General features: G+C 32.1%; 27 protein-coding genes and 1 pseudogene. 23 read left to right on the plus strand and 5 right to left on the minus strand.

Going from position 1 to position 25,157, the window contains the following annotated elements; all coding sequences use genetic code 11:
• Nucleotides 1-6 precede the first annotated feature (6 nt).
• The 4 genes and pseudogenes from CD56_RS08620 to CD56_RS00465 form a co-directional block, all read right to left on the minus strand.
• On the minus strand, nt 7-654 hold the full coding sequence (locus CD56_RS08620) for a methyl-accepting chemotaxis protein (protein ID WP_410689932.1): 648 nt from the start codon (nt 652-654) through the stop codon (nt 7-9).
• 480 nt (nt 655-1,134) lie between these two features.
• Nucleotides 1,135-1,809, minus strand: a pseudogene (locus CD56_RS08625) (DAHL domain-containing protein); the annotation flags it as partial.
• On the minus strand, nt 1,793-2,716 hold the full coding sequence (locus tag CD56_RS00460) for a cytochrome-c peroxidase (RefSeq protein WP_080956349.1): 924 nt from the start codon (nt 2,714-2,716) through the stop codon (nt 1,793-1,795). The gene CD56_RS00460 and the pseudogene CD56_RS08625, both read right to left, overlap by 17 nt.
• A 54-nt stretch (nt 2,717-2,770) precedes the next feature.
• Nucleotides 2,771-4,060 (minus strand): MFS transporter, encoded by a 1,290-nt coding sequence (locus tag CD56_RS00465; protein ID WP_047207864.1) that lies wholly within the window; start codon nt 4,058-4,060, stop codon nt 2,771-2,773.
• Between the two features lie 135 nt (nt 4,061-4,195).
• Between CD56_RS00465 and infA the strand changes: the two genes are divergently transcribed.
• The 16 genes from infA to flgE all read left to right on the plus strand — a co-directional run bounded on the left by infA (nt 4,196) and on the right by flgE (nt 17,247).
• Entirely contained in the window at nt 4,196-4,414 is a 219-nt protein-coding gene (gene infA, locus CD56_RS00470; RefSeq protein ID WP_012660842.1) for a translation initiation factor IF-1, read from the plus strand.
• Nucleotides 4,415-4,588: 174 nt separating this feature from the next.
• Nucleotides 4,589-4,702, plus strand: a complete 114-nt coding sequence (rpmJ, locus tag CD56_RS08145; protein WP_002781429.1) for a 50S ribosomal protein L36 — start codon at nt 4,589-4,591, stop codon at nt 4,700-4,702.
• Nucleotides 4,703-4,705: 3 nt separating this feature from the next.
• Complete coding sequence (gene rpsM / locus CD56_RS00475) at nt 4,706-5,071, plus strand: 30S ribosomal protein S13 (RefSeq protein ID WP_012660843.1); 366 nt, start codon at nt 4,706-4,708, stop codon at nt 5,069-5,071.
• A 9-nt stretch (nt 5,072-5,080) separates the two neighbouring features.
• On the plus strand, nt 5,081-5,473 hold the full coding sequence (gene rpsK, locus CD56_RS00480) for a 30S ribosomal protein S11 (protein ID WP_012660844.1): 393 nt from the start codon (nt 5,081-5,083) through the stop codon (nt 5,471-5,473).
• A gap of 30 nt (nt 5,474-5,503) precedes the next feature.
• Nucleotides 5,504-6,130 (plus strand): 30S ribosomal protein S4, encoded by a 627-nt coding sequence (gene rpsD / locus CD56_RS00485; RefSeq protein ID WP_039617184.1) that lies wholly within the window; start codon nt 5,504-5,506, stop codon nt 6,128-6,130.
• Between the two features lie 14 nt (nt 6,131-6,144).
• Nucleotides 6,145-7,158, plus strand: a complete 1,014-nt coding sequence (locus CD56_RS00490) for a DNA-directed RNA polymerase subunit alpha (RefSeq protein ID WP_039627711.1) — start codon at nt 6,145-6,147, stop codon at nt 7,156-7,158.
• 3 nt (nt 7,159-7,161) lie between these two features.
• A complete protein-coding gene (rplQ, locus tag CD56_RS00495) occupies nt 7,162-7,515 on the plus strand; it encodes a 50S ribosomal protein L17 (protein WP_012660847.1) in 354 nt (117 codons plus the stop codon).
• Between the two features lie 116 nt (nt 7,516-7,631).
• Complete coding sequence (gene hisG / locus CD56_RS00500) at nt 7,632-8,531, plus strand: ATP phosphoribosyltransferase (protein ID WP_039617188.1); 900 nt, start codon at nt 7,632-7,634, stop codon at nt 8,529-8,531.
• A 9-nt stretch (nt 8,532-8,540) separates the two neighbouring features.
• Nucleotides 8,541-9,821, plus strand: coding sequence for a histidinol dehydrogenase (gene hisD / locus CD56_RS00505; protein WP_047207865.1), 1,281 nt, complete (start codon nt 8,541-8,543; stop codon nt 9,819-9,821).
• The gene (gene hisB / locus CD56_RS00510) at nt 9,818-10,885 is read left to right on the plus strand and encodes a bifunctional histidinol-phosphatase/imidazoleglycerol-phosphate dehydratase HisB (protein ID WP_047207866.1); all 1,068 of its coding nucleotides are present in this window, start codon (nt 9,818-9,820) and stop codon (nt 10,883-10,885) included. Before hisD ends, hisB begins: the two co-directional genes overlap by 4 nt.
• Nucleotides 10,882-11,463, plus strand: a complete 582-nt coding sequence (hisH, locus tag CD56_RS00515) for an imidazole glycerol phosphate synthase subunit HisH (RefSeq protein WP_039617194.1) — start codon at nt 10,882-10,884, stop codon at nt 11,461-11,463. Before hisB ends, hisH begins: the two co-directional genes overlap by 4 nt.
• Nucleotides 11,464-11,469: 6 nt before the next feature.
• On the plus strand, nt 11,470-12,201 hold the full coding sequence (gene hisA, locus CD56_RS00520) for a 1-(5-phosphoribosyl)-5-[(5-phosphoribosylamino)methylideneamino]imidazole-4-carboxamide isomerase (protein WP_047207867.1): 732 nt from the start codon (nt 11,470-11,472) through the stop codon (nt 12,199-12,201).
• The gene (locus CD56_RS00525) at nt 12,186-13,151 is read left to right on the plus strand and encodes an HTH domain-containing protein (protein WP_047207868.1); all 966 of its coding nucleotides are present in this window, start codon (nt 12,186-12,188) and stop codon (nt 13,149-13,151) included. The genes hisA and CD56_RS00525 overlap by 16 nt, the downstream gene beginning before the upstream one ends.
• Entirely contained in the window at nt 13,152-13,919 is a 768-nt protein-coding gene (gene hisF / locus CD56_RS00530; RefSeq protein ID WP_039625107.1) for an imidazole glycerol phosphate synthase subunit HisF, read from the plus strand.
• 11 nt (nt 13,920-13,930) lie between these two features.
• The gene (gene hisIE / locus CD56_RS00535) at nt 13,931-14,557 is read left to right on the plus strand and encodes a bifunctional phosphoribosyl-AMP cyclohydrolase/phosphoribosyl-ATP diphosphatase HisIE (RefSeq protein WP_047207869.1); all 627 of its coding nucleotides are present in this window, start codon (nt 13,931-13,933) and stop codon (nt 14,555-14,557) included.
• A 311-nt stretch (nt 14,558-14,868) separates the two neighbouring features.
• The gene (gene flgE / locus CD56_RS00540) at nt 14,869-17,247 is read left to right on the plus strand and encodes a flagellar hook protein FlgE (RefSeq protein WP_047207870.1); all 2,379 of its coding nucleotides are present in this window, start codon (nt 14,869-14,871) and stop codon (nt 17,245-17,247) included.
• A 345-nt stretch (nt 17,248-17,592) separates the two neighbouring features.
• On the opposite strand, the gene CD56_RS00545 is transcribed toward flgE, so the two are convergent.
• The gene (locus CD56_RS00545) at nt 17,593-18,834 is read right to left on the minus strand and encodes a multidrug effflux MFS transporter (protein ID WP_047207871.1); all 1,242 of its coding nucleotides are present in this window, start codon (nt 18,832-18,834) and stop codon (nt 17,593-17,595) included.
• Nucleotides 18,835-18,958: 124 nt separating this feature from the next.
• On the opposite strand from CD56_RS00545, the gene CD56_RS00550 reads away from it, so the two are divergent.
• From CD56_RS00550 to tkt, 7 genes are read left to right on the plus strand one after another with little or no spacing between them, the layout of a single operon-like run.
• Nucleotides 18,959-19,228, plus strand: coding sequence for an iron-sulfur cluster biogenesis protein NfuA (locus CD56_RS00550; protein WP_039619526.1), 270 nt, complete (start codon nt 18,959-18,961; stop codon nt 19,226-19,228).
• Nucleotides 19,215-19,754, plus strand: a complete 540-nt coding sequence (locus CD56_RS00555; RefSeq protein WP_039617205.1) for a hypothetical protein — start codon at nt 19,215-19,217, stop codon at nt 19,752-19,754. The genes CD56_RS00550 and CD56_RS00555 overlap by 14 nt, the downstream gene beginning before the upstream one ends.
• Entirely contained in the window at nt 19,738-21,021 is a 1,284-nt protein-coding gene (locus tag CD56_RS00560; protein WP_047207872.1) for a UDP-N-acetylmuramoyl-L-alanyl-D-glutamate--2,6-diaminopimelate ligase, read from the plus strand. The genes CD56_RS00555 and CD56_RS00560 overlap by 17 nt, the downstream gene beginning before the upstream one ends.
• Nucleotides 21,022-21,327, plus strand: coding sequence for a YbaB/EbfC family nucleoid-associated protein (locus CD56_RS00565; RefSeq protein ID WP_039640540.1), 306 nt, complete (start codon nt 21,022-21,024; stop codon nt 21,325-21,327).
• The gene (locus CD56_RS00570; protein WP_047207873.1) at nt 21,324-22,403 is read left to right on the plus strand and encodes a DUF7488 domain-containing protein; all 1,080 of its coding nucleotides are present in this window, start codon (nt 21,324-21,326) and stop codon (nt 22,401-22,403) included. Before CD56_RS00565 ends, CD56_RS00570 begins: the two co-directional genes overlap by 4 nt.
• Nucleotides 22,403-23,248 carry a polyprenyl synthetase family protein gene (locus CD56_RS00575; protein ID WP_047208738.1) on the plus strand — a complete coding sequence of 282 codons (846 nt, stop codon included), beginning with the start codon at nt 22,403-22,405 and terminating at the stop codon, nt 23,246-23,248. Before CD56_RS00570 ends, CD56_RS00575 begins: the two co-directional genes overlap by 1 nt.
• A gap of 3 nt (nt 23,249-23,251) precedes the next feature.
• Entirely contained in the window at nt 23,252-25,156 is a 1,905-nt protein-coding gene (gene tkt / locus CD56_RS00580) for a transketolase (RefSeq protein ID WP_047207874.1), read from the plus strand.
• Nucleotide 25,157: the final 1 nt, after the last annotated feature.

The following is a 25,157-nucleotide window of genomic DNA, read 5'->3' on the forward strand; positions in this document are numbered from 1 at the left end:
TCTTTCTTACTCGAATGTTTTTAGTTTTTCTGAAAGTTTAGAAGCATTTTCTAAAACATCTTGTGAAATTTGTGTTAAATCAAGGGAGTAATTTTTAACACAATTTGCAAGCTCAGTTACTTTTTCTATATTTTGTTCTAGTTCATTCATTTTAGCTTTTGATTCATCGCTTTTTTCTTCCATGATTTTAGTAGAATGGATACTTGTTTTTAATTTTTCTATAGAAGTTCCAACCTCGCCTTGCAAGATATTAGCTTTATTAGAAGTATCATTCATAGACTGATGAATTCCATCCATCAAGCTTTTATTGTCATTGATTTGTTGTACTATAGTTCTTACGGTTGTTTCTATGGCAACTAAAGATTTTGTAGTTTTATCTGCTAGATTTCTAACTTCATCTGCAACCACAGCAAAGCCACGTCCATGTTCGCCTGCGCGTGCTGCTTCAATAGCTGCATTTAGTGCAAGTAAGTTGGTTTGATCGGCTATATCTTTTATGGTTGTAGTAACTTCTACTATGCTATCAGCACTTTGCACTAGCATATCCATAGCACTTAAAACACTTTGTTCTTTTTCGCCACTTAATAATATAAGCTCTACTAATTCTTTAAGTGTTGTTTCAACTTCTCCCATCACTTCTTGCATATCATACATATCTTTTATAGTGTTTTTAGCTAGGTTTTGAGTTAAATCTATATGGCTTTCTAAAACAGAACTTATCTCGTGCACATTAGAAATTTGTTCATGTTGTAAAAGCGAACTTTGCTGTAAAACTTCAGCATTTTGAGAAAGTTTTTGTGAGCTTTTGTGGCTTGAATTTGCAGTTTGTATAGCTTCTAAAACTGAATTTTGTACTATTTGTATAAAAGAGTTTATATAACCAGCGCTTGTAGCTAATTCACTTTTTTTGTCAATATCTAATCTTGCACTTAAATTTGCATGCTCACCTGCCAAATTTGCACTTAATTTTTCTAGTAAAGAAATAGGTATAATTACTTTTTTTAATGTCAGCAATATAAAAAACACCAATACAGCTAAAATAAATAAGAAAATTCCTATAGCGGTGTAAAGATTATATTTGTTGTTAAGATTAATTTCTTGGGTAATTAAATTTTTATGAGTAATGATTTCTTTTTGTAGTTCTTGGTCAAGAAAACTTTGAGAATTATCTTTTAAAACTTTTATTTGACTTAGTATCATTTTACAATGCGTGGTAAAAAGCCCAAATAAATCTTGTGGTAGTTGCGAACCTTTTGTATTTAAATTTGCTACTAAATTTTGGAGACGATTTTGCGCTAAAGGCTCTAGTATATCCATAGTTCCTATAATGCTTAATATATCTCCTGTATAATCTATTTGTTTGGCTTCTTGAGTATTGAGTGCTATTTGATTTGTTTGCTTGATGATTTCTTGTTGAATTTCATAAAGATAAAGTTTTGAATTTATAGCAATAGAATTAGCTGATTTAAAATGTTGTAATTGAGTGTTTTTTTTCTCAAAAATTGTTTGTATTTTTTTGATGTCTATTTTATTAGATTGTAGGATTGCTAAAGTGTTTTCAAATTCTTGCACTAAAGCAACACTAGTATCGTAATTTTGCAAGTTGAGTTTATTTTTAAAAATCTCATCTATTTTGGTATCTAGAATTTCTAATTTCTGAAATGAACCCATAATGAGTGAATTTCTTTTTGTAGTGTTATAGGTATTAAAAATAAACAAAGTCAAAGTTAAAAGTAACACCAAAACCACTATAGATAAAGTAATAAATTGTTTTAAAAAAGAAAAAGATTTTTTATTTGAGTGGATCATGGTATTCCCCTGTTAAAGATTTTAAAAATGCAACTATATCATCAACTACATCTTGTTCTAAAAATTTACCAAGCTGATAATACGCCATAAATTGTACACAAGCATCAAGGGTTGGCATAGAGCCATCGTGGAAATAAGGAGCAGTTTTAGCTATATTTCTAAGGCTTGGGACTTTTACTACAAATTGATCGCGAGGATCTTGAGTGATTTCGTAGCGCCCTTTCCAGTTTGTTCCATTATCATAAGGTACAAATACTCCCATTTTTTGATACATATTTCCACCTATATTTTGTCCTTGATGACATGCTATACAACCATTTGATAAAAAGGCATTATAACCTCTTTTTGCTTGCTCACTTATTGCATTTTTATCACCCTTTAAATAGCGATCAAAAGGCGAATTTGGAGTGAGTAAGGTTTTTTGAAACTCAGCTAAAGCATGTGCTATATTATCAAAGGTTATTTCCCCATAAAGTCTTTTAAATTCTTTTTCATAAACTGCATTAGCTTTTACTATTTGTACCACTTCTTCGCCATCTTTTAACCCCATTTCTTTAGGATTTAATAAAGGATGTTTAGCTTGATCTTGCAAATCTTTTGCATTGCCTCTCCAAAATTGAGCCAGATTAAAAACAGCATTAAAATTTGTAGGGGTATGGAATGGCTCATCTACTATACCATTAATACCTGTTGAAAAAGTTTTATTATCTACTCCAAAATTTGCAATATCATGACAGCTGTTACAAGATATTTTTTTATCTTTTGATAAACTTGTATCCATATAAAGTTTTTTTCCTAAGATAGCTTTTTCTTTATCATAAGATATACTTTCTGGTATAGGTGTGATCATTTCAAGTGCAATAAGTGGAAGTAAAGAAAATATTAAAATAATAAAAATTTTCATAATCATTTTCCTTTATTTTTATAAATTTTTATTTAATAATTTTTCTTAATTATAACATTAAAATCTTAATCTCTTATAAGTAAATACAGTAGCTAACAGCGTTATTAGTGAAAGAAATAGAATATAAATAAAAATTCCATATACAAAAGGATTTTCAGGTTTTATGGCTAAAGAGTGTAATGCAAATACAAGTTGAGGTGTAAAGCCGCCTGCTATGGCATAAGCTATATTATAAGAAAAAGAAATCCCACTAAAACGAATGTTTGGTTTAAAAATTTTACACATTAAAATAGGCGCTAGAGCGTTAATTCCGCCAAAAAAACATGCAATAAAATAAAAATATATACTTAAATGCAAAATTTGCGCATAGAAAAAATAAAAATAAAAGAAACAAGAAAAGCTAAAGCCTATTATAAATACTAAACTAGTCATTAAAAACCCAAATTTATCCACCCAAATTCCAGCAAGCAAGGTTCCACAAGATAAAATCACTATTGCAATCATTTGTATTAAAATAGCGTCTGTTTTATCAAGAACTAAAACTTCAGGTATAAAATTTGGCATAAGTAAAATAAGTATAATCACACAAGCTGTAAGCATCCATGTTAAAAGCATAGAAGCGATGATATCTAAAAAAATATTTTTTTCTTTAAAAAGAGCTTTTAAAGGAAATTTTTCTAAATCATTTTCTTGGTGCATTTTTTGAAAAACAGGTGTTTCTTCTAGAAATTTTCTAAGATAGATAGAAATAATACCAAAAATACCACCTATGGCAAATGGAATACGCCAAGCATAATCATAAATTGATTCTTGATCAAAACAATGATTAATTACTAGTGCAACAAAACATCCTAAAAGAATACCAAAAGCCATAGAAGCATTAATAGCGCTAATATAAAAACTATCTTTTCCATCGGGTGCGTGTTCTTTTACAAAAACCCAAGCACCAGGTAATTCTCCGCCTATGGCTATACCTTGAGCTATTCTAACAAGTAGTAAAAAAATAGGAGCTAAATAACCTATACTTTCAAAAGTAGGTATAAAAGCTAAAGAAAAAGTTGGAAGCACCATGAGTAATATACTTAGCATAAACATTTTCTTACGACCCAATTTATCACCAAAATGAGCCATAACTATGCCACCAAGTGGTCTAGCTAAATATCCTGCCGCAAAAGCTCCATAAGTATTTAAAAGTTTCCAAAAATCACTTAAATCACTTGGAAAAAAATTTCTTGAAATATAATTAGCAAAAAAGACAAAAATCACAAAGTCATAAAATTCTAAGGCCCCACCTAAAGAAGATAAGGAAAGTGTTTTATAATCACTTCTTTTTAAACTTTTTGGCATCTAAATACTTTCTTTTTTGTAGTAATTTTATAATTATAGTAAAAAAATATCATAGTTTGTTAAAAAATATTAAAAATTTAAAAAGAAAAATTATGTTAAAATAATAGTTTTGTATTTTATAGAAAGGAGAAAACATTGGCAAAAGATGATATTATCGAAATTGATGGTAATGTAATCGAAGCTTTACCTAATGCAACTTTTAAAGTTGAATTAGATAATAAACATGTGATACTTTGTCATATTGCAGGTAAAATGCGTATGCATTATATCAGGATTATGCCTGGCGATAGAGTTAAAGTAGAGCTAACGCCTTATAGTCTTGATAAGGGTCGTATTACATTTAGATACAAATAAGTCTAAGTTGTTTAAAAGCAAAAGTAAAGTATAATTAGCACTTTTGCAGAAATTGCAATAAAACTGTATGAAGAAGTATTTTCAAAATCACCACTTATTTTGAAAATAGTTGGTTGCTCTAAAAACCTGGTGCAGTTGTAAAAAAAGTGGAATTTACAATAACAGGAGTAAAGCATGAAAGTTAGACCATCTGTTAAAAAGATGTGTGACAAATGCAAAGTAGTTCGTCGTAAAGGCGTAGTTCGCATTATTTGCGAAAATCCAAAACACAAACAAAGACAAGGATAATTTATGGCTCGTATTGCAGGTGTGGATTTACCAAAGAAAAAAAGAATTGAATATGGCTTGACTTATATTTATGGTATAGGTTTGCATACTTCAAGAAAAATCTTAGATAAAACAGGAATTTCTTATGATAAAAGAGTTCATGAGCTAAGTGAAGATGAAGCAGCGGCTATCCGTAAAGAAATTCAAGAAAACTACATGGTTGAGGGTGATCTTAGAAAACAAGTTGCTATGGATATCAAAGCATTGATGGATTTAGGAAGCTTTAGAGGCTTAAGACATAGAAAAGGCTTACCAGTTCGTGGTCAAAAAACAAAAACAAATGCCAGAACTAGAAAAGGTAAGAGAAAAACCGTTGGTGCAAAATCATAAGGATAGAAAATGGCAAAAAGAAAAGTAGTTAAGAAAAAAGTAGTTAAAAAAAATATAGCTAAAGGTATAGTTTATATCAGTGCAACATTTAATAATACTATGGTTACTGTAACTGATGAAATGGGAAATGCTATCGCTTGGAGTAGTGCAGGTGGTTTAGGATTTAAAGGTTCTAAAAAATCAACTCCTTATGCAGCACAACAAGCAGTAGAAGATGCTTTAAATAAAGCAAAAGAACATGGTATTAAAGAAGTAGGTATTAAAGTACAAGGACCAGGAAGTGGTCGTGAGACAGCGGTTAAGAGTGTAGGTGCTATGGAAGGTATTAAAGTAACTTTCTTAAAAGATATTACCCCATTAGCTCATAATGGTTGTAGACCACCAAAACGTCGTCGTGTCTAAGAATAAGATATAAGATTTAGGAGAATTATAATGGCAAGATATAGAGGACCAGTAGAGAAATTAGAAAGACGACTTGGCGTAAGCTTGGCAATGAAAGGCGAAAGAAGATTAGCAGGTAAAAGTGCTTTAGATAAACGCCCTTACGCACCAGGTCAGCATGGACAAAGAAAAGCTAAAATCAGCGAATACGGACTTCAATTAAGAGAAAAACAAAAAGCTAAATTTATGTATGGAGTTAGCGAAAAACAATTTAGAAGATTATTTAGTGAAGCTGCTAGAAAAGATGGCAACACCGGTGCGCTTTTAATTCAGCTTTTAGAACAAAGACTTGATAATGTTGTTTATAGAATGGGTTTTGCTACAACACGTCGTTTTGCTAGACAACTTGTAACTCATGGACACATTTTAGTAAATGGTAAAAGAGTGGATATTCCTAGTTATAGAGTAGAAGCAGGTCAAAAAATTGAAGTGATTGAAAAAAGCAAAAACAATCCTCAAATTTCAAGAGCGATCGAACTTACTGCTCAAACTGGTATAGTTGCTTGGGTTGATGTAGAAAAAGATAAAAGATTTGGAATTTTTACAAGAAAACCTGAAAGAGAAGAAGTTATCATTCCAGTTGAGGAAAGATATATCGTTGAGTTGTACTCTAAATAATAAAGGTTTTTGATATGAGACATATTACAACTTCTGCTTATACACCAACAGAGTTTAGTATTGAAAATATCAGTGATACAGTAGCAAAAGTAAGTGCATGGCCTTTTGAAATCGGCTATGCTATTACTTTGGCGCATCCTTTGCGTCGTTTGCTTTATTCAAGCACAGTAGGTTTTGCTCCAACAGGAGTTAAAATCAAAGGCGTAGCACATGAATTTGATAGTATGCGCGGTATGCTTGAAGATGTAGCATTGTTTATTATCAATCTAAAAAAATTAAGATTTAAACTAAAAACAGATTCTGAAAAAGAAATCGTAACCTTTAGTTTTAAAGGACCAAAAGAAATTTGCGGAAAAGACTTAGACAATGAAGTTGTTGAAGTTGTGAATGCAGATAGCTATCTTGCAACGATTAATGAAGATGCGGATTTAGAATTTACTTTAATCATTGAAAAAGGTATAGGTTATGTGCCTTCTGAAGAAATCCAAAATTTCTTAGATCCTGAATTTATAGCACTTGATGCATTCTTTACTCCGGTAAAACATGCAGTTTATGATATAGAAAAAGTGCTTTTTGAAGATAATCCAGATTATGAAAAAGTTGTTTTTACAATCACAACTGATGGTCAAATTTCACCAAGCGATGCTTTTAAAAATGCTTTAGAAGCAATGTATAAACAATTATCAGTGTTTGATAAAATCACTAATGCACAAAGCGTTGTAAGAAGTCAAACACCAAATAATGAAGTAGAACATGTAAAATTACTTCAAAATATAACTGAGTTAAATTTAAGTGCAAGAAGCTTTAACTGCCTAGAAAAAGCAAATGTGGTTTATATCGGTGAGCTTGCTTTAATGAGTGTTAGCGAACTTGCAGATTTAAAAAATCTTGGTAAAAAATCTTTAGATGAGATTAAAAGCGTAATGGAATCTATAGGTTTCCCTATAGGAAATTCAAAACTCAGTGATAGTGCAAAAGAAACGCTAAAGAAAAAAATTACAGAATTAAAAGCACAAAATGAAGGATAATCAATGAGACATAGACATGGATATAGAAAGTTAGGTCGCACTTCTACTCATCGTGCAGCCTTATTAAAAAACCTTACCATTGCTATTATTAAAGCAGGTAAAATAGAAACAACATTACCTAAAGCAAAAGAATTAAGAGGTTATGTTGAAAGATTGATCACTCGTGCAAGAAAAGGTGATTTCAATGCTCACAGAGCAGTTTTTGCTAGCTTGCAAGATAAAGAAGCTACAAATAAACTTGTAACAGAAATTGCACCTAAATTCGCAGATAGAAACGGTGGTTATACAAGAATTATTAAAACAAGAATTCGCCGTGGCGATGCTGCAGAAATGGCTTTTATCGAATTCGTAGCTTAATTTTTAGCCTTTTTAAAGGCTAAAAACTTCTTATTTTTATTTATTTACTTACTATTTTTTGTATTTTTATCCATTTTTTGCTACTATTAATCTTTTAACTACAAAAAAGGAAAAAAATGCAAGAAAATTCAAGATTACGCATAGCTATACAAAAATCAGGTCGTTTAAGTAAAGATTCTATCGCCTTACTTGAGTCTATAGGCGTAAAACTTCGCATACACGATCAAAGCTTGATTGCTTTTTCTACAAATCTACCTATTGATTTACTTAGAGTAAGAGATGATGATATACCAGGATTAATTTTTGATGGAGTAGTGGATCTTGGCATAGTTGGAGAAAATGTTTTAGAAGAAAATGAGTTAGAAAGAAAATCAAAAAACGAAAATGCAGATTTTATAATGCTTAAAAAACTTGATTTTGGAGGGTGTCGTTTGTCTTTGGCATTGCCAGAAAATAGTGAGTATAAAGGTATAGAAAGTTTTAAAAATTTACGCATAGCAACTTCTTATCCACAGCTTTTAAAGCGTTTTATGGAAGAAAATAACATTCCTTATAAAACTTGTATGCTAACAGGCTCAGTTGAAGTAGCGCCAAGTGCAAATTTAGCTGATGGAATTTGTGATTTAGTTTCAAGTGGTGCTACTTTGAAAGCAAATGGGCTTAAAGAAGTTATGGTAATTTATAAGTCAAAAGCTTGTATTATCCAAAGAAAAGAAAGTTTAGCTCCACACAAACAAGAATTAATCGATAAATTACTCATTAGAATTCATGGAGTTATGCAAGCAAGAGAGTCAAAATACATCATGTTGCATGCTCCTATTGAAAAGCTAGAAAAAATTACAGCTTTATTACCAGGTGTTGAAAAACCTACGATTTTACCTTTAGAAAATGATAAAGCTAGAGTGGCGCTACACATGGTAAGTCAAGAAAATTTATTTTGGGAAACTATGGAAGCTTTGAAAAAAGAAGGCGCAAGTGCGATTTTAGTTTTACCTATTGAAAAAATGCTCTCTTAAAGGATAAAAATGCAAATACTTGATTTTGAAAAATTAAACCAAAGCGAACAAGAATTAGCACTCAAGCGTCCTGCTATAAGCGCTAATGCACAGGTTAAAACCATAGTAGAACAAATCATTGAAGATGTCAAAACAAATGGCGATGAAGCTTTAAAACAAATGGCTATAAAATTTGATAAAGTAGAGTTAAATTCCATCAAACTAAGTGATGAAGAGCTTAGTAATTTAGCAGAGCAAATTGATGATGAGTTAAAACAAGCTATCAAAATAGCTTATGAAAATATCTATAAATTCCACAAAGCTCAAGAAAGTCAAACCATAGAGGTTCAAACCTTTGAAGGAGTAACTTGCAAGGTGCTAACAAGAGCCATTGAAAAAGTAGGGCTTTATATACCAGGAGGCTTAGCACCACTTTTTTCAACTGCACTCATGCTAGCTATCCCTGCTAAAATTGCAAAATGTAAATTCATAGCCTTAGCTTCCCCAGCACCACTACACCCTGCCATTGCTTTTGTAGCAAAACTTTGCGAAGTTGATGCAGTGTATCAAATAGGTGGAGCAGGAGCCATAGCGGCGCTTGCTTATGGAACGCAAAGTGTGCAAAAAGTAGATAAAATTTTTGGCCCAGGAAATGCCTTTGTAACTGAAGCCAAAAAGCAAGTTAATAATCATGGAGTAGCTATTGATATGCAAGCAGGGCCTTCTGAAGTGTTAGTTTTAGCAGATGAGTTTGCTAATGCTAAATTTATAGCTTCAGATTTACTCTCACAAGCTGAGCATGGAGCAGATTCTCAAGCGATTTTAGTTTGTACAAGTGAAAAACTAGCTAAAGAAGTAGATAGTGAAGTTGCTTTACAGCTTGAAAAACTCTCGCGTAAAGAAATTGCTTCAAAATCTTTAGCACACTCTAAAATCATTCTTGCAAAAGATATAAAACATGCCATAAGTATTTCAAATGACTATGCACCCGAGCATTTGATCATTCATACACAAAATCCATCTAGCTTACTTGATGATATTATGCATGCAGGTTCAATATTTTTAGGTGAGTATTCTCCAGAATCCATGGGAGATTATGCAAGTGGTACAAATCATGTATTACCAACTTATGGTTTTACTAAGTCTTATTCTTCATTAGGGCTTGCTGATTTTATGAAAAGAATGACTGTACAAGAACTTAGCAAAGAAGGCTTTAAAAAACTTGGGCCTGTGGTGGAAATTTTAGCAGCAGCTGAAGGGCTTGATGGGCATAAAAACGCCGTGAGTTTAAGATTAGAAAGTCTAAAATGAGTGCAAAAATTTTATTTATCGATAGAGATGGCACGCTTATTGATGAGCCAAAAGATGATTTTCAAATCGATTCTTTAGAAAAGCTTGAGTTTGAAAAAGGTGCTATCAATGCACTTTTAAAGTTAAAAAATTTTGGTTTTAAATTTGTTATGGTGAGTAATCAAGATGGTTTAGGCACAAATTCTTTTCCTAAGGAAAATTTTGACAAGGCTCATGAAAAAATGCTAAGTGTTTTTCAAAGTTGTGGCATAGAATTTGAAGATATTTTTATATGCCCGCATTTTGAGCATGAAAATTGCACCTGCAGGAAGCCAAAAACTGCCATGCTTGAAAACTATATTAAAAATAAACTTTATGATAAAAATAAAAGCTTTGTTATAGGCGATAGAGACAGCGATATGCTTTTGGCACAAAATCTTGAAATTCAAGGTTTAAAATATGACAAAAACGACTTTAACTGGGAACAAATCGCTGATTTTATCTTGCAAAATTACCGCAGTGCCTGCATAGAGCGTAATACCAAAGAAACTCAAATTCAAGTTAAAATAGCTTTTAATGAAAAAGCAAAAGCTAATATCAAAACAAATATCGCATTTTTTGATCATATGTTAGAGCAAATTGCTACGCATGCAAATATATCTTTAGAGGTAAAATGCAAAGGAGATTTAGAAGTTGATGAACATCACAGCGTAGAAGATGTCGCACTTGCTTTGGGTGAGGCTATCAAAAGCGCACTTGATCAAAAAATAGGCATTGCAAGATATGGTTTTGTTTTGCCTATGGACGAGTGCTTGGCAAGTTGTGCGATTGACTTTTGTAATAGACCGCATTTAGTTTATAAGGCTAAGTTTAAAAAAGAAAAACTTGGAGAATTAAGCACAGAAATGATAGAGCATTTTTTCTACTCACTAAGCTATGCTATGGGTGCGAGTTTGCATTTAAAAGTTAAAGGCAAAAACGATCATCACAAAGCCGAAGGACTTTTTAAAGCCTTTGCAAGAGCTTTAAAAATGGCTATAAAAATAGAAAATGAAAACCTAGCAAGCTCTAAAGGAGTGATATGAAACTAGCTATTATAGATACAGGTTGTGCGAATTTAGCTTCTCTTGCTTTTGCGCTCGAGCGTTTAGGACAAAAAAGTATTATCACACATGATTTAAAAGAACTCTCGCAAGCAGATAAGCTTTTGCTTCCTGGGGTTGGCACCGCAGCTAAAGCAATGGCTAATCTAAAAGCACTTAATTTAGAAAATTTTATCCAAACTACCGCAAAACCACTTTTAGGTATTTGTCTTGGTATGCAAATTTTGGGTAAATTTTCAGAGGAATTACACCAAAAAACACTTGGTATTATGCCTTTTGATACACAAAAATTCCAAGAAAAAGCAAATTTTACTTTCCCGCATATGGGGTGGAATCAAGTCTTTAGTTCGCATGAGCTTTTTAAAGGCTTAGATGGGGCTTATTTTTATTTTGTACATAGTTATTGTGTGAGTTTAAATGAATACACCATCGCAGAGTGTGAGTACTCTACTAAATTTAGTGCAAGTTTAAACAAAGACAATTTTTATGGTGTGCAGTTTCACCCTGAAAGAAGTGGCGAAGCGGGTGAAGTGTTATTAAAAAATTTCATAAATATGTAGGTAAAAATGCAAACTCAAATCATTCCAGCATTGGACTTAATAGATGGCAAAGTGGTAAGGCTTTATAAAGGAGATTATACTAAAAAGCAAGAGTACAGCTTTGATCCTTTAGCTAAATTTCAAGAGTATGAGGCTCAAGGCATTGCTTGGCTTCACTTGGTGGATTTAAGCGGTGCAAAAGATCCTAGTAAAAGACAACTAAAACTTATAGAAAACCTAGCTTCTAAAATCAAAGTAAATCTTCAAGTAGGTGGAGGAATTCGCACTAAAGATGAGGTTAAAGCTTTGCTTGATAGTGGTGTTAAACGCGTAGTTATAGGCTCTTTGGCGGTTAAAAACAAAGCCTTTACACAAGAGCTTTTAAATGAATTTGGTGTAGAAAATATAGTCTTAGCACTTGATAGTGTTTGCGTTAAAGATGAGTTTTTTGTGGCTGTTGATGCATGGAGTAAAACAAGCGATGAAAAATTATTTGAGCTTTTAAATTTTTATAAAAATGTAAAGCACATTTTATGCACAGATATTTCCAAAGATGGCACGATGAGTGGAGCAAATATCACTTTATATAAAACTTTGCATGAGAAATTCCCGCATTTACAAACCCAAGCAAGCGGAGGTGTGGCAAGTTTAGAAGATTTTAAAAAGCTAAATGGCATAGTAAGTGGTATCATCGTAGGCAAAGCCTTGCTTGATAAAGAATTTAGTATAAAGGAGGCAATAAGATGTCTAATAAACTAACTTATAAGGATTTGATTTTAGAAGTTTTAAAACATGCTAAAAAACCTTTAGGAGTAAATGAAATTTGGAAAGAAGCTTGTGATAAAGGCTTAGATAAAAAGCTTCCTAGTGTAGGACAAACACCTATAGCTACATTGGGTGCTAGAATTTATGTGGATATAAAAGAATTTCAAGAAAATTCTCTATTTATTAAAATAACAAAAAAACCTACTACATTTTGGTTAAGAGAAAGACAAAATGAGCTTTTGAATATTGATTTTTCAAATCAAACTGAAAAAGACTTAGAAAAACAAGAAAAAAACAAATTTTATGAAAGGGATTTGCATCCTTTGCTTGTAAAATACTTATATGAAAATTCTGATTTTAGATTAAATTGCAAAACAATCTACCATGAAAAAAGCAAAAAAAGCGAAAGCGGTAAAGATAAATGGAATTATCCTGATGTAGTGGGGGTATATTTTCCCTATGATGATTATCAAAAAGAAACATTAGGACTTTTGGAAGGTCTTAAACAAAACAGCTATAAAATATTTTCTTTTGAACTTAAAATAGGTATTAATTTTTCAAATTTAAAAGAATATTATTTTCAAGCTGTTAGTAATTCTAGTTGGGCAAATGAGGGTTACTTGGTAGTATTAAAAGAAATCGATAGCGAGGTTTTAAGTGAACTTAGAAGGCTTAATCAAAGTTTTGGTATAGGTGTGATAAAGCTTGATAGTGAAGATATTTTAAATTCAAAAATTCTTCTTAATGCAAAAGAAAAAGAACTAGATATACAAACCATAGATATGCTTGTAGAAAAAAATGAAAATTTCAAAGATTTTATTGATGATATTAATAAACAAATAAAAGTTGGGGTAGAGGTAAAAATTCATGCAAAATTTGATGAGGTTAAGAATGATGATCAAATGCAAAAATATCTTAAAGAAAAGTGTATTTTGGAGAAATAAATGCTTGCAAAACGCATAATCGCATGTTTAGATGTAAAAGATGGTAGAGTAGTTAAAGGGGTACAGTTTAAAAACCATGAAGATATGGGCGATATCATCGAGCTTGCTAAATTTTACTCACAAAATGGCATTGATGAGCTAGTATTTTATGATATAACCGCTTCAGCTAAAAATGAGCGCATTGATAGAACTTGGGTAAGTAAAGTAGCGCAAAATATCTCTATACCATTTTGCGTTGCAGGAGGTATAAAAAGCGAAGATGACGCAAAAGAGCTTTTAGCAAATGGTGCTGATAAAATTTCTATTAATTCCCCTGCTTTAAATGACCCTGATTTAATCTCACGCCTTGCAAAAAGCTTTGGAGTACAATGTGTAGTCGTAGGCATAGATACTTTTAAAGATGAAAACAACGAGCTTTTAGTCTATAAATACACAGGAGATGAGAGTAAATCTCATCATAGTGGTAAAAAAACACTAGAGTGGGTTAAGCAAGTATGTGAGCTAGGAGCGGGTGAAATCGTGCTAAATATGATGAATCAAGATGGCATGAGAAAGGGTTATGATCTAGATCAACTTGCTAAAGTTAGACAAATTTGCCCTGTGCCTTTAGTAGCAAGTGGTGGTGCAGGAGCTAAAGAGCATTTTTTAGACGCTTTTAAACTTGGTGTTGATGGAGCTTTGGCAGCTTCTGTGTTTCATAAAAAACTTATAGATATTAAAGAATTAAAACTATTTTTAAAAGATCAAGGCATACAAATTCGTATTTAAAAGGAAAAGCTATGAAGATAAATGAAGAAGAATTCATAAAAAGCATTAACTGGCAAAAGGTTAATAACCTTGTTCCTGTGATCATTCAAGATTATCAAACTTGCGAAGTTTTAATGCAAGGTTTTATGAATGAAGAGGCATTAAGAGAAAGCTTTAAACACCAAAAGGTTGTGTTTTACTCACGCACTAAAGAGCGTTTGTGGATGAAAGGTGAGCAAAGTGGGAATTTTTTACATATCATAGATATGGGGCTTGATTGCGATAAAGATTGTATTTTAATCTTAACTCAACCTTGTGGATCTACTTGTCATACTGGCGATATATCTTGTTTTGAACAAACTTCCAAAAAAGCTGATTTTGTTTTTTTATCGCGTCTTGAAAAGCTGATTAATTCACGTAAAAACACTTGCGCAAGTTCTTCTTACACAGCTGAGCTTTTTTCAAAAGGCACTAAACGCATAGCGCAAAAAGTAGGAGAAGAAGGCGTTGAAACGGCTTTAGCTGCTACTGTTAAAGACAAAGATGAGTTTATAAATGAAGCAGCTGATTTACTTTATCATTTAGAAGTGTTATTAGCTGATGCGGATTTGAGTTTAAATGATGTGATTGCTAAATTAAAAGAAAGAAATAAAAGTTAAGCGTGATTTCTCACGCTTAATTAAGCAATATTTTTGAAAAGATTCACTGACTATATCGAGTAATTTTAAAAAAAACTTTACACTTTAAAGACATAGTATGCATTTTTATAACAATTTGTTATGAAAATTGTAGACATTAATTTTTGACTAAAAGCTTTTTTTCCATTATTTTACTAAATTACTTTTGCAATATATGTATTCAATTGTATAACATTTTATTTACATTTTTGGAACACTTATTGCTTTATACCTGCTAAGCAATAGAAGATTGTGAGATATTCACAAAGCAATATTTTTTAAAGGATTTAATTATGATGAGATCTCTTTGGGCTGGGGTTTCAGGACTCCAAGCACACCAATACGCAATGGATGTAGAAGGTAACAACATAGCAAATGTTAATACATTTGGTTTTAAGTATTCTCGTGCGGATTTCTCAACGCTTATGAGCCAAACTTCTAAGATAGCTACAGCTCCAGATGGCAATTTAGGTGGTAAAAACCCTATGCAAGTTGGACTTGGTGCGGGTGTAAATTCTACAACTAGAATTCACTCTCAAGGTAACATCCAAACCACAGATAAAAACACCGATATGGCTATTAATGGAGATGGATTTTTCATCGTATCAAATGATGGTGGTACTACTCAGTATTATACCCGTGCAGGGGATTTTAAAACAGACGCAGTAGGAAATTTCGTAGATAATAACGGCTATACTGTTCAAGGTTGGAATTATAATCAAGAAACAGGTCAAATTGATTCTTCAACTTCAGTAGGTGATATCGTAATCCCACCTGGTATGAGTATGCCTGCTAGACCAAGTTCTTCTGTAAAACTTACAGCAAATTTAGATAGTGGCAATACTTTGGGTATGAATGCTTCTGCAAAAAGACCTATTTATGCTCTTGATTCTACTCATGGTAGAAGAGATGATACTGGAACGGCTGTAGATGAAAATGATACTGGTCATACTGAGTTTTATACTACTTCAAAAAGCGGAGCACAAGTAACTGAAAAAGGTGTTGATATGGGCGTGGTATTTAATGCTCAGGGTGAGGGTTTAAACCTAAGAGATGGACAAGGTATATGGGTAAGTTACGCGGACGCTAAGTGGCAAAGTACAGCATTTACTAATCCAGACTTACCTACAACCCAAGCAGATATTCAGCAAAATACCGATTATACTTTTTGGGGTTATACTAAGGCTGATGGCACTCAAGTACCTGCTACTTTAGACATAACCATTAATGGAACTAGAATCCAAGCTACAGGCGTAGGAAGAGATACTTTTATTAATGCTATAAATGCTAAAACATCAGAAACAGGTGTAGTAGCTTCTATAGTAGATGGAAGATTGACATTTACAAATGACAATAGCACAGGAACTACCTCTAAAACAAAAAATATTAATATTACTGTTGGTAACACAAATACGGCGGGAGAGGTTATAAACTCTGGAGGAGATGTTGGAAATATAAATGCTCCAGCAGCGGGAAACAATATTATAGGTGGAGCTCAACAGCCAATAAGTGTAATAACTGCTCATGAGTATATTTATAGTTCAAACAATGTAGATATAGGAGCTAATCCGGATCCTAATGATGATGACACATGGCCTGATATGGCTGGAAGAAGAACTTTTCATACTACAGAAGACTTAAGAGAGCTTTTACAAAGAGATGCAAGATGGGCTGTAGACTATGATGGAAGTGGTGGAAGAACAACAGATGATGCTAATGTTGGTGTAAAAGTAGTAGTGGAAAGTGATGGTAGATTTAAAATTACTAATCCAGCTCAAGAGAATGCAAAAGATATGACCTTTAAAGTTACTGGTTACTCTAATGAAGCTAATAAAATCGCCACAAATGATAAATTCACAGCGATGTTTAGTGCCTTAGATGGAAATTTCAATGCAGGTAATAATGAAAAATATTCTCAAGACATGTATTTATCAGCGCATACTGCGAGTATAGAAATCTTTGATTCATTAGGAACTAGACATGAGCTAACTGTGCAATTTACTAAGCAAAGTAAAACAGCAGATGGTGGGGCTGAATGGTCTATCATCATCTCAGTGCCTGAGCCTGCAGAGATTAATTTCAGTGGTGATGGTGCTCCAGGAAATATAGTAGTAGGAAATTTAAGATTTGGTAATGATGGCTCTTTACAAAGCTATACACCAAATGTGTTAAATTTCACCGGAAATAACGGCTCAAAACCTGATCAAGTTATAAAACTTGACTTTGGTACAACAGGTGGTTTTGATGGTTTAACAAGCTATGATAAAGACTCAGCTACCACTAAACAAGAAACTGATGGTTACACAGGGGGTAACTTAAAACCAGATGCATTAAGAACCGATGAGAATGGTTATATCTATGGAGAATTTACAAATGGTAAAACTCTAGCTCTAGCTAAGGTTGCTCTAGCTACTTTCCCAAACAACATGGGTCTTGAAGAAATGGGTAATAACCTTTTCAAAGCAACTGCTAACTCAGGTAGTCCTACTATAGGTCATGCTGGCGAAGGTGGTAGAGGGGGCTTAAAAGGCTCAGCCATAGAAATGTCAAATGTGGATTTAAGTCGTGCGTTAACTGAGCTTATTGTAATCCAAAGGGGTTATCAAGCAAACTCAAAAACGATTACTACAAGTGATCAGCTTTTAAATACTTTGCTTCAATTAAAACAATAATCTTAACCCAAGGTTTTAAAAACCTTGGGATCAAGCTTTACAAGGTTATCGAGGTAGCCTTGTAATACTTGATAGCCTTGAAGCCTTCAATCTATTGCTAACTCACTTCTTTCTTGCCTTAAGGAGTGAGTAGCATGATTTGCATATCGACAAGTTAAAATAAAAATTTATAAAGCTAATCATCTATTAATAGTTTTAATCATTGCAAATTTAAAATATTTTGTTTTGCTATCATGATCAAAAACACTAAAATTATCAAGAAAAATATAAATATTGTTTATTGATATAAAGTTTTTTGAAAAAGGTTCGATATAGTCAGTGAATCTTTTCAAAAATATTGCTTAATTAAGCGTGAGAAATCACGCTTAACTTCTTTTTGATTTTATTTAACTTTCTTTTATTAATCAAACTCAGATAAGAAACCAAAGATAAAAATGTACAAGTTCCTAAAATAAGCGATAAAAATATAGGTGTATTAGCATTTAAAAGACTTACTAAAAATGCCATTACTCCCGCCATAGCAAATTGCGCTGCCCCTAAGAGTGCTGAAGCACTGCCTGCATTTTGTTTTGATCTTGCCATAGCTAAAGTGGTGGTATTTGGCAGGATAAAACCCAAACTTGCTATGATTAAACACAAAGGAATTTCAAAAGCCCAAAAACCTAGATCAAAAGTTGCCCCTAAAATGAGTAAAAAGGTTAAAAAAGTAATCATCATAAGCGCTCTTGGTAAAACATAATAAGGCGAGAGTTTAAGAACTATTCTTGCGTTTATATTAGCACATACAACAAAACTTAAAGCATGAGCTCCAAAAAGGGCTGCGTATTGTTGAGGGCTGAGTTCAAAAACACGCGTAAAAACAAAAGATGAGCCGGTTAAATAAGCAAAAAAACCTGCAAAGATTAAATTTCCACAAAGCAAATACACCACAAAACGACGATCTTTTAAGATTTTTTTGTAACTTTTTGCAACTTCTTTGTGATTAAATTTTTTACCTTGGGTGTTGAGGTTGCTTTCTTTTAAGGAGAAAATAACAAGTAAAAATAAAATAAAACCTAAGATAAACAATGTCAAAAATATACTACGCCAAGAAAAAAACTCAAGCAAAATCCCACCAAAAGTAGGGGAAAGCATAGGAGCTAAAGAAGTAAAAACCATCATCAAAGCATAAACCCCTGCTGCTTCTTTAAGTTCAAAAACATCATTTACTATAGCTCTTGCTACAACTACACCCACACAACCTCCTAAAGCTTCAAAAAAACGCAAAGCTATAAAAGCATGAATGGAATCAACTAAAACACAAGCAATACTTGAAGAAATAAAAAGAAAAAGCCCTATATATAAAGGTTTTTTTCTGCCATATATATCACTTAATGGCCCATAAAAAAGCTGACCTAAAGAAAAGGCTATGAAAAAACTTGCAAGAGAAAGTTGAGTGTAAAAAGAATTTGTTTGAAAACTTTTTTCTACTTCATTTAAAGCAGGTAAATACATATCAGTTGAAAGTGGTGCTATAGCAGATAAAAAGCCTAGTATAAAAATGAGTTTGAGTTTTTCAAAACCTTTTAGTTGAGTGCGTTTTTGCATAAAAAATCCTAAAATATTTTTTATCATTGTATATCAAAAAGTCTAAAATAAACAATAATTTACATTTTTTAAAGGCAAATAAGATAAAATTAAAATAAAAATAATCCAAGGAAAAGTTATGAATATGCCTTTTAGTGATGAGGAATTAATAGAGCCTGTAAAAGCAAGTCTAGCTAAAACTATGCATATTTTAGAAAATGATGGTGGTGGGCTTGATTTTTTAGGGGTTAAAAATGGTGTGGTTTATGTGAAGCTAACAGGAGCTTGTCATGGTTGTCCAGCTAGTGGGACGACTTTAAAATATGGCTTAGAAAAACAGCTTAAAATCGACATACACCCAGATATTACTATAGTAAATTTAGCAGGTGGGGAAAGCGAATTTGCAAAATTATAAAAAAATAGCCATAGAATGCTTTTATAAAAAAGATTTTAAAAATGCTAAGATGTATTTTTCTCTTGCTTATGAAAAGCGTAAAAATAAAAGACTTTTAACTTTTATTAATATTTGTGATTTGGCATTAAAAAGTCCTGAAGAAGCCTTTGTGTTTTTTGAGTTTTTTATGCAAAATTATAAAAATACTAAAGTAGATAAAGATATTGAAAAACTTATTAATCTTAGTCAAAGTGTGCAGTTTGAAGAAGATAGTGAAGACTTTGAGGGTTTGAGTTATCAAGATTTTTTACTGAGTGAAGCAAAAGTTGGGTTTAAACAAGCTTTAGAAAATGTTATAATATCAAATAAACTTATCATTAATGATAAAGAAGATTTTGTGGATTTTTTAGAAAAACTTTTAGAGCATGGTTATAAAGATATGCTTGTAGCTTATATGGAAGATGTTTCGGTGCATTTTTATTCTAACTATAGATTTATCAAGCTTAGTGAGAAAATCAAGGAATTAAATTATGATAGTAAAGATTGAAAATACTTTCATTTGTGATAATTCTAATGAATGCGAAAAAGATTGTTTTTTCTTAAAAACTGCTCAAAATGAAAAATTTCTTCATCAAGCTTTAGAAAAACAAGCAAAAATTATAAATATAACTGAGTGTAAGAAACTTTTAAATATAGATGAAAATATAAAAATCATAGGCATTACAGGCACAAATGGCAAGACAACTACTGCGGGGGCTATTTACTCTATCTTGCTTGATTTAGGTTATAAATGTGCCTTGATGGGAACTAGGGGTAGTTTTATAAATGATAAAAATATCACTCCAAAAGGCTTAACTACTGCTCCTATTTTGCAAACTTTAGAGCTTTTATCTTTAGCAAGTAAGGAAAAATGTGAATTTTTAATTATGGAAGTAAGCTCACATGCTTTGGTGCAAAACCGCATTGAAGGGCTTGAGTTTAAGGCTAAAATTTTTACTAATATCACTCAAGACCATTTAGATTTTCATGGAAACTTTCAAAACTACCAAGTGGCAAAAGAAAGTTTTTTTACTGATGAGTGTATGAAATTTATTAATAAAGACGCAAAAGCTATAAATTTTAATGTCAAAGGTGCTTTTACTTATGGAGTAGAAAATCCAAGTTATTATCACATTAAAGCTTATGCTTTAAAAAATGGCATTGAAGCTGTGGTAAATTTTGGTAAAGAAACTTTTATGATTGACTCTTCTTTAGTGGGGCTTTTTAATCTTTATAATCTTTTAGCTGCAAGTGCTTGTGTGAATGAACTTGTTAAGCCAAATTTAAAAGAGCTTGAAAAGGCCATTAGTAATTTTGGTGGCATTGAGGGTAGAATGCAAGTAGTTGCAAAAGATGTTATTGTAGATTTTGCTCATACTCCTGATGGTATAGAAAAAGTTTTAGATGCTTTAAAATATCGTGATTTGATTGTGGTTTTTGGAGCAGGGGGAGATAGGGATAAAACTAAGCGTCCATTAATGGCTAAAATCGCCAAACACTACGCCAAAAAACTCATCATCACAAGTGACAATCCACGCTCAGAAGAGCCTATGGATATCATTAATGATATTTTAAGTGGTATAGAAAAAGATGAGAGTATTTTTATAGAATGTGATAGAAAAGAAGCGATAAAAAAAGCATTAGAGTTTAAAACTAAAAATGATTTTGTAGTGATTTTGGGTAAGGGCGATGAAACTTATCAAGAGATTAAGGGTGTAAAATATCCTTTTAATGATAAAGAAGTAGTATTAGAGATATTAAAAGAAGGAAAATAAATGTTTGAAAATATGGATTTTTCTAAAATGGGCGAGCTTTTAACTAAGGCTCAAGAAAAAGCAAATGAATTAGAGCAAGAAGCTTTAAAAAAAGAATTCAGTGCAAAAAGTGGCGGTGGTTTAGTAAAAGTTAGTGCTAATGGAAAAGGTGAAATCATCGATATAAGCATTGATGATTCTTTGTTAGAAGATAAAGAGTCTATGCAAATTTTACTAATAGCAGCGATGAATGATGTGATGAAAATGGTAGAACAAAATAAAAAATCAATGGCTAGTAATTTATTTAGCGGAATGGGAATGCTATGAGAATTTTACTTTGTATTTTAGGTATAACTTGTGTGCTTTTTGCTGTGCCAAGACCGACTTTTAATGATTTTTTGGGTTGTTATGAAAAAAACAAAGCTAGTATGTTAATTTATGAGGGTTTACCTGCCTTTGCTTTAAATGAAAACACCTTAGCAGTAGTTAAAACTAAAAATGCAAAATTAAATAGTTATACTAAGTATGATCCTTTTTTAAATTTATATTTAGTAAAAACAGATTTTAGTTTAATCCCTGCGCCCATGGGAGATGAAGAAGAATTAACGCGTAATAGCTGGGTGGGAATTTTAGACAATAACAAAAGCTATATAGGACATTTGAAGTATTTTGGACAAAGTTTAACAGAACGTGATCAGCTTGATTTTACTTCTAAAATCGGAGAACTTAACTCACCATGCTGTAAAATGCTAGGTATAACTTTAGAAGATGGCAAGCTTATAGGTAATCGCTATTTAAAACACTTTGCAAAATATCCTGATGTTTATTGGGGTGATATAGGTGTGGATTTTGATATGCGTGATGGTAAAATTTATGTTAAAAATGTACGCAAAAACGGACAATTTTTGCTTAATGATGAGCTTGTGAGTGTAGATGGGCAAGTGTATGATGATATAAGAAAATTGAATGAGAAAATTTTATTTGCTGATCGTGGTGCGACTTTGTATTTTAATATGTTAAGAGATAATAAAGATGTAAATATTTCTACGACAGTTTTTGATAAAGATTTGGGTATATTTGCTAAACCTAAAAAAGTAGTTCAAACTAAACCGACTTCTTTTTATAGTAATCTAGGATTACGCGTAGATACAAAAATGAATGTTACAGAGGTAACTCCAAATTCTAAAGCGCAAATGGCTGGATTTTTAAAAGGGGATAAAATTTTAAGAATTAATAATCAAAAAATCAACAATTTCAATGAACTTCAAGCCATATTAACTCAAGCTAATACTTTTGATGTTTTAGTTTCAAGACAAGCAAGCAATATCCCTTCAGCGAAAAATAATGATTTTGAGCATTTTAATAAAGGGTATTTTGACTTTTTTATAAGGCTAAATAAGTGATTTTAGAAAAATTCAAACAACATTTAGAGCAAAATTTTCCTAAAACTCAAAGCTTTCATCCATTTTTCAATGAGGCTTTAAAATGGATGTTAGAAGCTGGCGGGAAGCATTTTAGAGCCCAACTTCTTTTGGGTATAGTTAATGCTAAAAATCCTGCTTTGTTTAAAAAGGCTTTAAATGCAGCTTTGGCTTTGGAATTTATCCATACTTACTCTTTAATACATGATGATTTACCCGCTATGGATAATGCTTCTTTACGCAGAGGAAAGCAAACCTTACATAAAAAATACGATGAAACCACCGCTATTTTAGTAGGTGATGCTTTAAATACTCAAGCTTTTTTATTACTTTCTAAACTTGATTTAAAAGAAAATGTTAGATTAAAACTCATAGAAACCTTAGCTTTTAATGCAGGGCTTAATGGTATGATTATCGGTCAGGCTATTGATTGTTGTTTTGAAGATATACCTTTAAATTTAGAACAAGTTGAGTTTTTGCATATCCATAAAACTGCAAGATTAATTGCAGCGGCTTTAAAAATGGGCTGTGAAATTTGTGAGTTAGATGAAAAAGAATGCGAGCAAATTTATGAAATAGGGCTTTTGATAGGATTGGTTTTTCAAATCAAAGATGATATTATCGATGCGACTTTAGATACCCAAGAAGCAGGAAAGCCAACTCATAATGATTTGCATAAAAATTCTTTTGTAAAACTTTTGGGTTTAGAAGGTGCTAAAAAGGCAAAAGATGATAAAATTGCATTATGCGAAGAAAAAATGAAAAATTTAGATTCTAAGCTTGCTAACGAGCTTCAAATTTTGATTGATAAATATTTAAAAGGTTAAACAATGTTACAAAAACAAGCCAACACTATAAGATTTTTATGTGCGGATATGATACAAAAGGCAAATTCAGGCCATCCAGGTGCACCTATGGGTTTAGCTGATATTATGAGTGTTTTAAGTACTCATTTAGTGCATAATCCAAAAGATCCTACATGGTTAAACCGTGATAGATTAGTTTTTTCAGGTGGTCATGCGAGTGCTTTGCTTTATAGCTTTTTGCATTTGAGTGGTTATGATGTAAGTTTAGAGGATTTAAAAAATTTCCGTCAATTACACTCTAAAACCCCAGGTCATCCTGAAATTTTCACTCCAGGTGTTGAAATTGCCACAGGACCTTTAGGGCAAGGCATTGCAAATGCGGTTGGTTTTGCTATGGCAGCTAAAAAGGCAAGTTTACTTTTGAGTGAGGATATTATCAATCATAAAGTATATTGTTTATGTGGTGATGGGGATTTACAAGAAGGAATTTCTTATGAAGCTTGTTCTTTAGCAGGACTTCACAAACTTGATAATTTAATCATCATTTATGATAGTAATAATATTTCAATCGAAGGTGATGTGGCTATTGCCTTTAATGAAAATGTAAAAGAACGTTTTAGAGCGCAAAATTTTGAAGTGCTTGAGATAGATGGGCATGATTTTGAGCAAATTGATTTAGCATTAAAAACAGCTAAAGAAAGTAAAAAGCCTTGTTTAATCATCGCTCATACTACTATAGCTAAAGGGGCTTTGGAGCTTGAAGGAAGTCATCATTCTCACGGAGCGCCTTTGGGCGAAGATCTTATTAAAAAGGCAAAAGAAGCTTTAGGTTTTGATCCACAAAAAACTTTTGAAATTCCAGAAGAAGTTAAAATTCGCTTTAATGCCGCAATAGAACTTGGAGATTTAGCACAAGCTAAGTGGAATCAAAAAGTGCAAAATTTAAATACAGAAAAACAAGCTTTATTAAAAGAGCTTTTAGAGCCTGATTTTTCAAAAATACAATTTCCTGATTTTAAAGGAAAAGATTTAGCTACTAGAGATAGTAATGGTATGATTTTAAATGCTATCGCTAAAGTTTTACCGGGATTTTTAGGTGGTAGTGCAGATTTAGGTCCATCAAATAAAACTGAACTAAAAGATATGGGTGATTTCCCAAATGGAAAAAATATCCACTATGGTATTAGAGAGCATGCAATGGCTGCTATATCAAATGCTTTTGCAAGATATGGTTTGTTTTTGCCTTATTGTGCTACTTTTTTTATATTTAGTGAGTATTTAAAACCTGCTGCAAGAATAGCAGCTTTGATGAAAATTAAACACTTTTTTATCTTTACTCACGATAGTATAGGTGTGGGTGAAGATGGTCCAACACACCAACCTATAGAACAACTTAGCACTTTTAGAGCTATGCCAAACTCATTAACATTTAGAGTAGCTGATGGGGTTGAAAATGTAAAAGCATGGCAAATAGCACTTAAAACTAATATGCCAAGTGTTTTTGTTTTATCACGCCAAAAATTAAATGCTTTAAGCGAGCCTGTTTTTGGAGATGTGGAAAATGGGGCTTATTTATTAGAAGAAAACGCAAATGCGCAATTTACACTTTTAGCTAGTGGTAGTGAAGTATCATTGTGTCTAAAAGCAGCTAAGCTTTTAAAAGAAAAAGGCGTAATTGCGAATGTGGTTTCTATGCCTTGTTATGAATTATTCATTGCCCAAGAAAAATCTTATAAAGAAAGAATTCTACAAGGTAAGGTTATAGGCGTGGAAGCTGCAAATTCAAATGAGCTTTATAGAATTTGTGATGAGCTTTATGGTATAGAAAGTTTTGGTGAGAGCGGTAAGGATAAAGATGTGTTTGAGCATTTTGGATTTAGCGAGGAAAAATTAAGCTCATATGTTTTAAGTTTATGTAATGAAAAATAAA

It is taken from the genome of Campylobacter lari (assembly GCF_001017575.1).
Taxonomy (GTDB): Bacteria; Campylobacterota; Campylobacteria; order Campylobacterales; family Campylobacteraceae; genus Campylobacter_D; species Campylobacter_D lari_C.

Coding starts and splice junctions, on each gene's coding strand:
- CD56_RS00465 (WP_047207864.1), bottom strand. CDS start 4,060: ATGCCAAAAAGTTTAAAAAGAAGTGATTATAAAACACTTTCCTTATCT.
- rpsK (WP_012660844.1), top strand. CDS start 5,081: ATGGCAAAAAGAAAAGTAGTTAAGAAAAAAGTAGTTAAAAAAAATATA.
- hisG (WP_039617188.1), top strand. CDS start 7,632: ATGCAAGAAAATTCAAGATTACGCATAGCTATACAAAAATCAGGTCGT.
- CD56_RS08620 (WP_410689932.1), bottom strand. CDS start 654: ATGTATGATATGCAAGAAGTGATGGGAGAAGTTGAAACAACACTTAAA.
- hisIE (WP_047207869.1), top strand. CDS start 13,931: ATGAAGATAAATGAAGAAGAATTCATAAAAAGCATTAACTGGCAAAAG.
- CD56_RS00490 (WP_039627711.1), top strand. CDS start 6,145: ATGAGACATATTACAACTTCTGCTTATACACCAACAGAGTTTAGTATT.
- rplQ (WP_012660847.1), top strand. CDS start 7,162: ATGAGACATAGACATGGATATAGAAAGTTAGGTCGCACTTCTACTCAT.
- tkt (WP_047207874.1), top strand. CDS start 23,252: ATGTTACAAAAACAAGCCAACACTATAAGATTTTTATGTGCGGATATG.
- CD56_RS00565 (WP_039640540.1), top strand. CDS start 21,022: ATGTTTGAAAATATGGATTTTTCTAAAATGGGCGAGCTTTTAACTAAG.
- hisD (WP_047207865.1), top strand. CDS start 8,541: ATGCAAATACTTGATTTTGAAAAATTAAACCAAAGCGAACAAGAATTA.
- CD56_RS00560 (WP_047207872.1), top strand. CDS start 19,738: ATGATAGTAAAGATTGAAAATACTTTCATTTGTGATAATTCTAATGAA.
- hisF (WP_039625107.1), top strand. CDS start 13,152: ATGCTTGCAAAACGCATAATCGCATGTTTAGATGTAAAAGATGGTAGA.
- CD56_RS00570 (WP_047207873.1), top strand. CDS start 21,324: ATGAGAATTTTACTTTGTATTTTAGGTATAACTTGTGTGCTTTTTGCT.
- hisA (WP_047207867.1), top strand. CDS start 11,470: ATGCAAACTCAAATCATTCCAGCATTGGACTTAATAGATGGCAAAGTG.
- CD56_RS00525 (WP_047207868.1), top strand. CDS start 12,186: ATGTCTAATAAACTAACTTATAAGGATTTGATTTTAGAAGTTTTAAAA.
- CD56_RS00545 (WP_047207871.1), bottom strand. CDS start 18,834: ATGCAAAAACGCACTCAACTAAAAGGTTTTGAAAAACTCAAACTCATT.
- rpmJ (WP_002781429.1), top strand. CDS start 4,589: ATGAAAGTTAGACCATCTGTTAAAAAGATGTGTGACAAATGCAAAGTA.
- flgE (WP_047207870.1), top strand. CDS start 14,869: ATGATGAGATCTCTTTGGGCTGGGGTTTCAGGACTCCAAGCACACCAA.
- CD56_RS00550 (WP_039619526.1), top strand. CDS start 18,959: ATGCCTTTTAGTGATGAGGAATTAATAGAGCCTGTAAAAGCAAGTCTA.
- hisH (WP_039617194.1), top strand. CDS start 10,882: ATGAAACTAGCTATTATAGATACAGGTTGTGCGAATTTAGCTTCTCTT.
- rpsD (WP_039617184.1), top strand. CDS start 5,504: ATGGCAAGATATAGAGGACCAGTAGAGAAATTAGAAAGACGACTTGGC.
- hisB (WP_047207866.1), top strand. CDS start 9,818: ATGAGTGCAAAAATTTTATTTATCGATAGAGATGGCACGCTTATTGAT.
- rpsM (WP_012660843.1), top strand. CDS start 4,706: ATGGCTCGTATTGCAGGTGTGGATTTACCAAAGAAAAAAAGAATTGAA.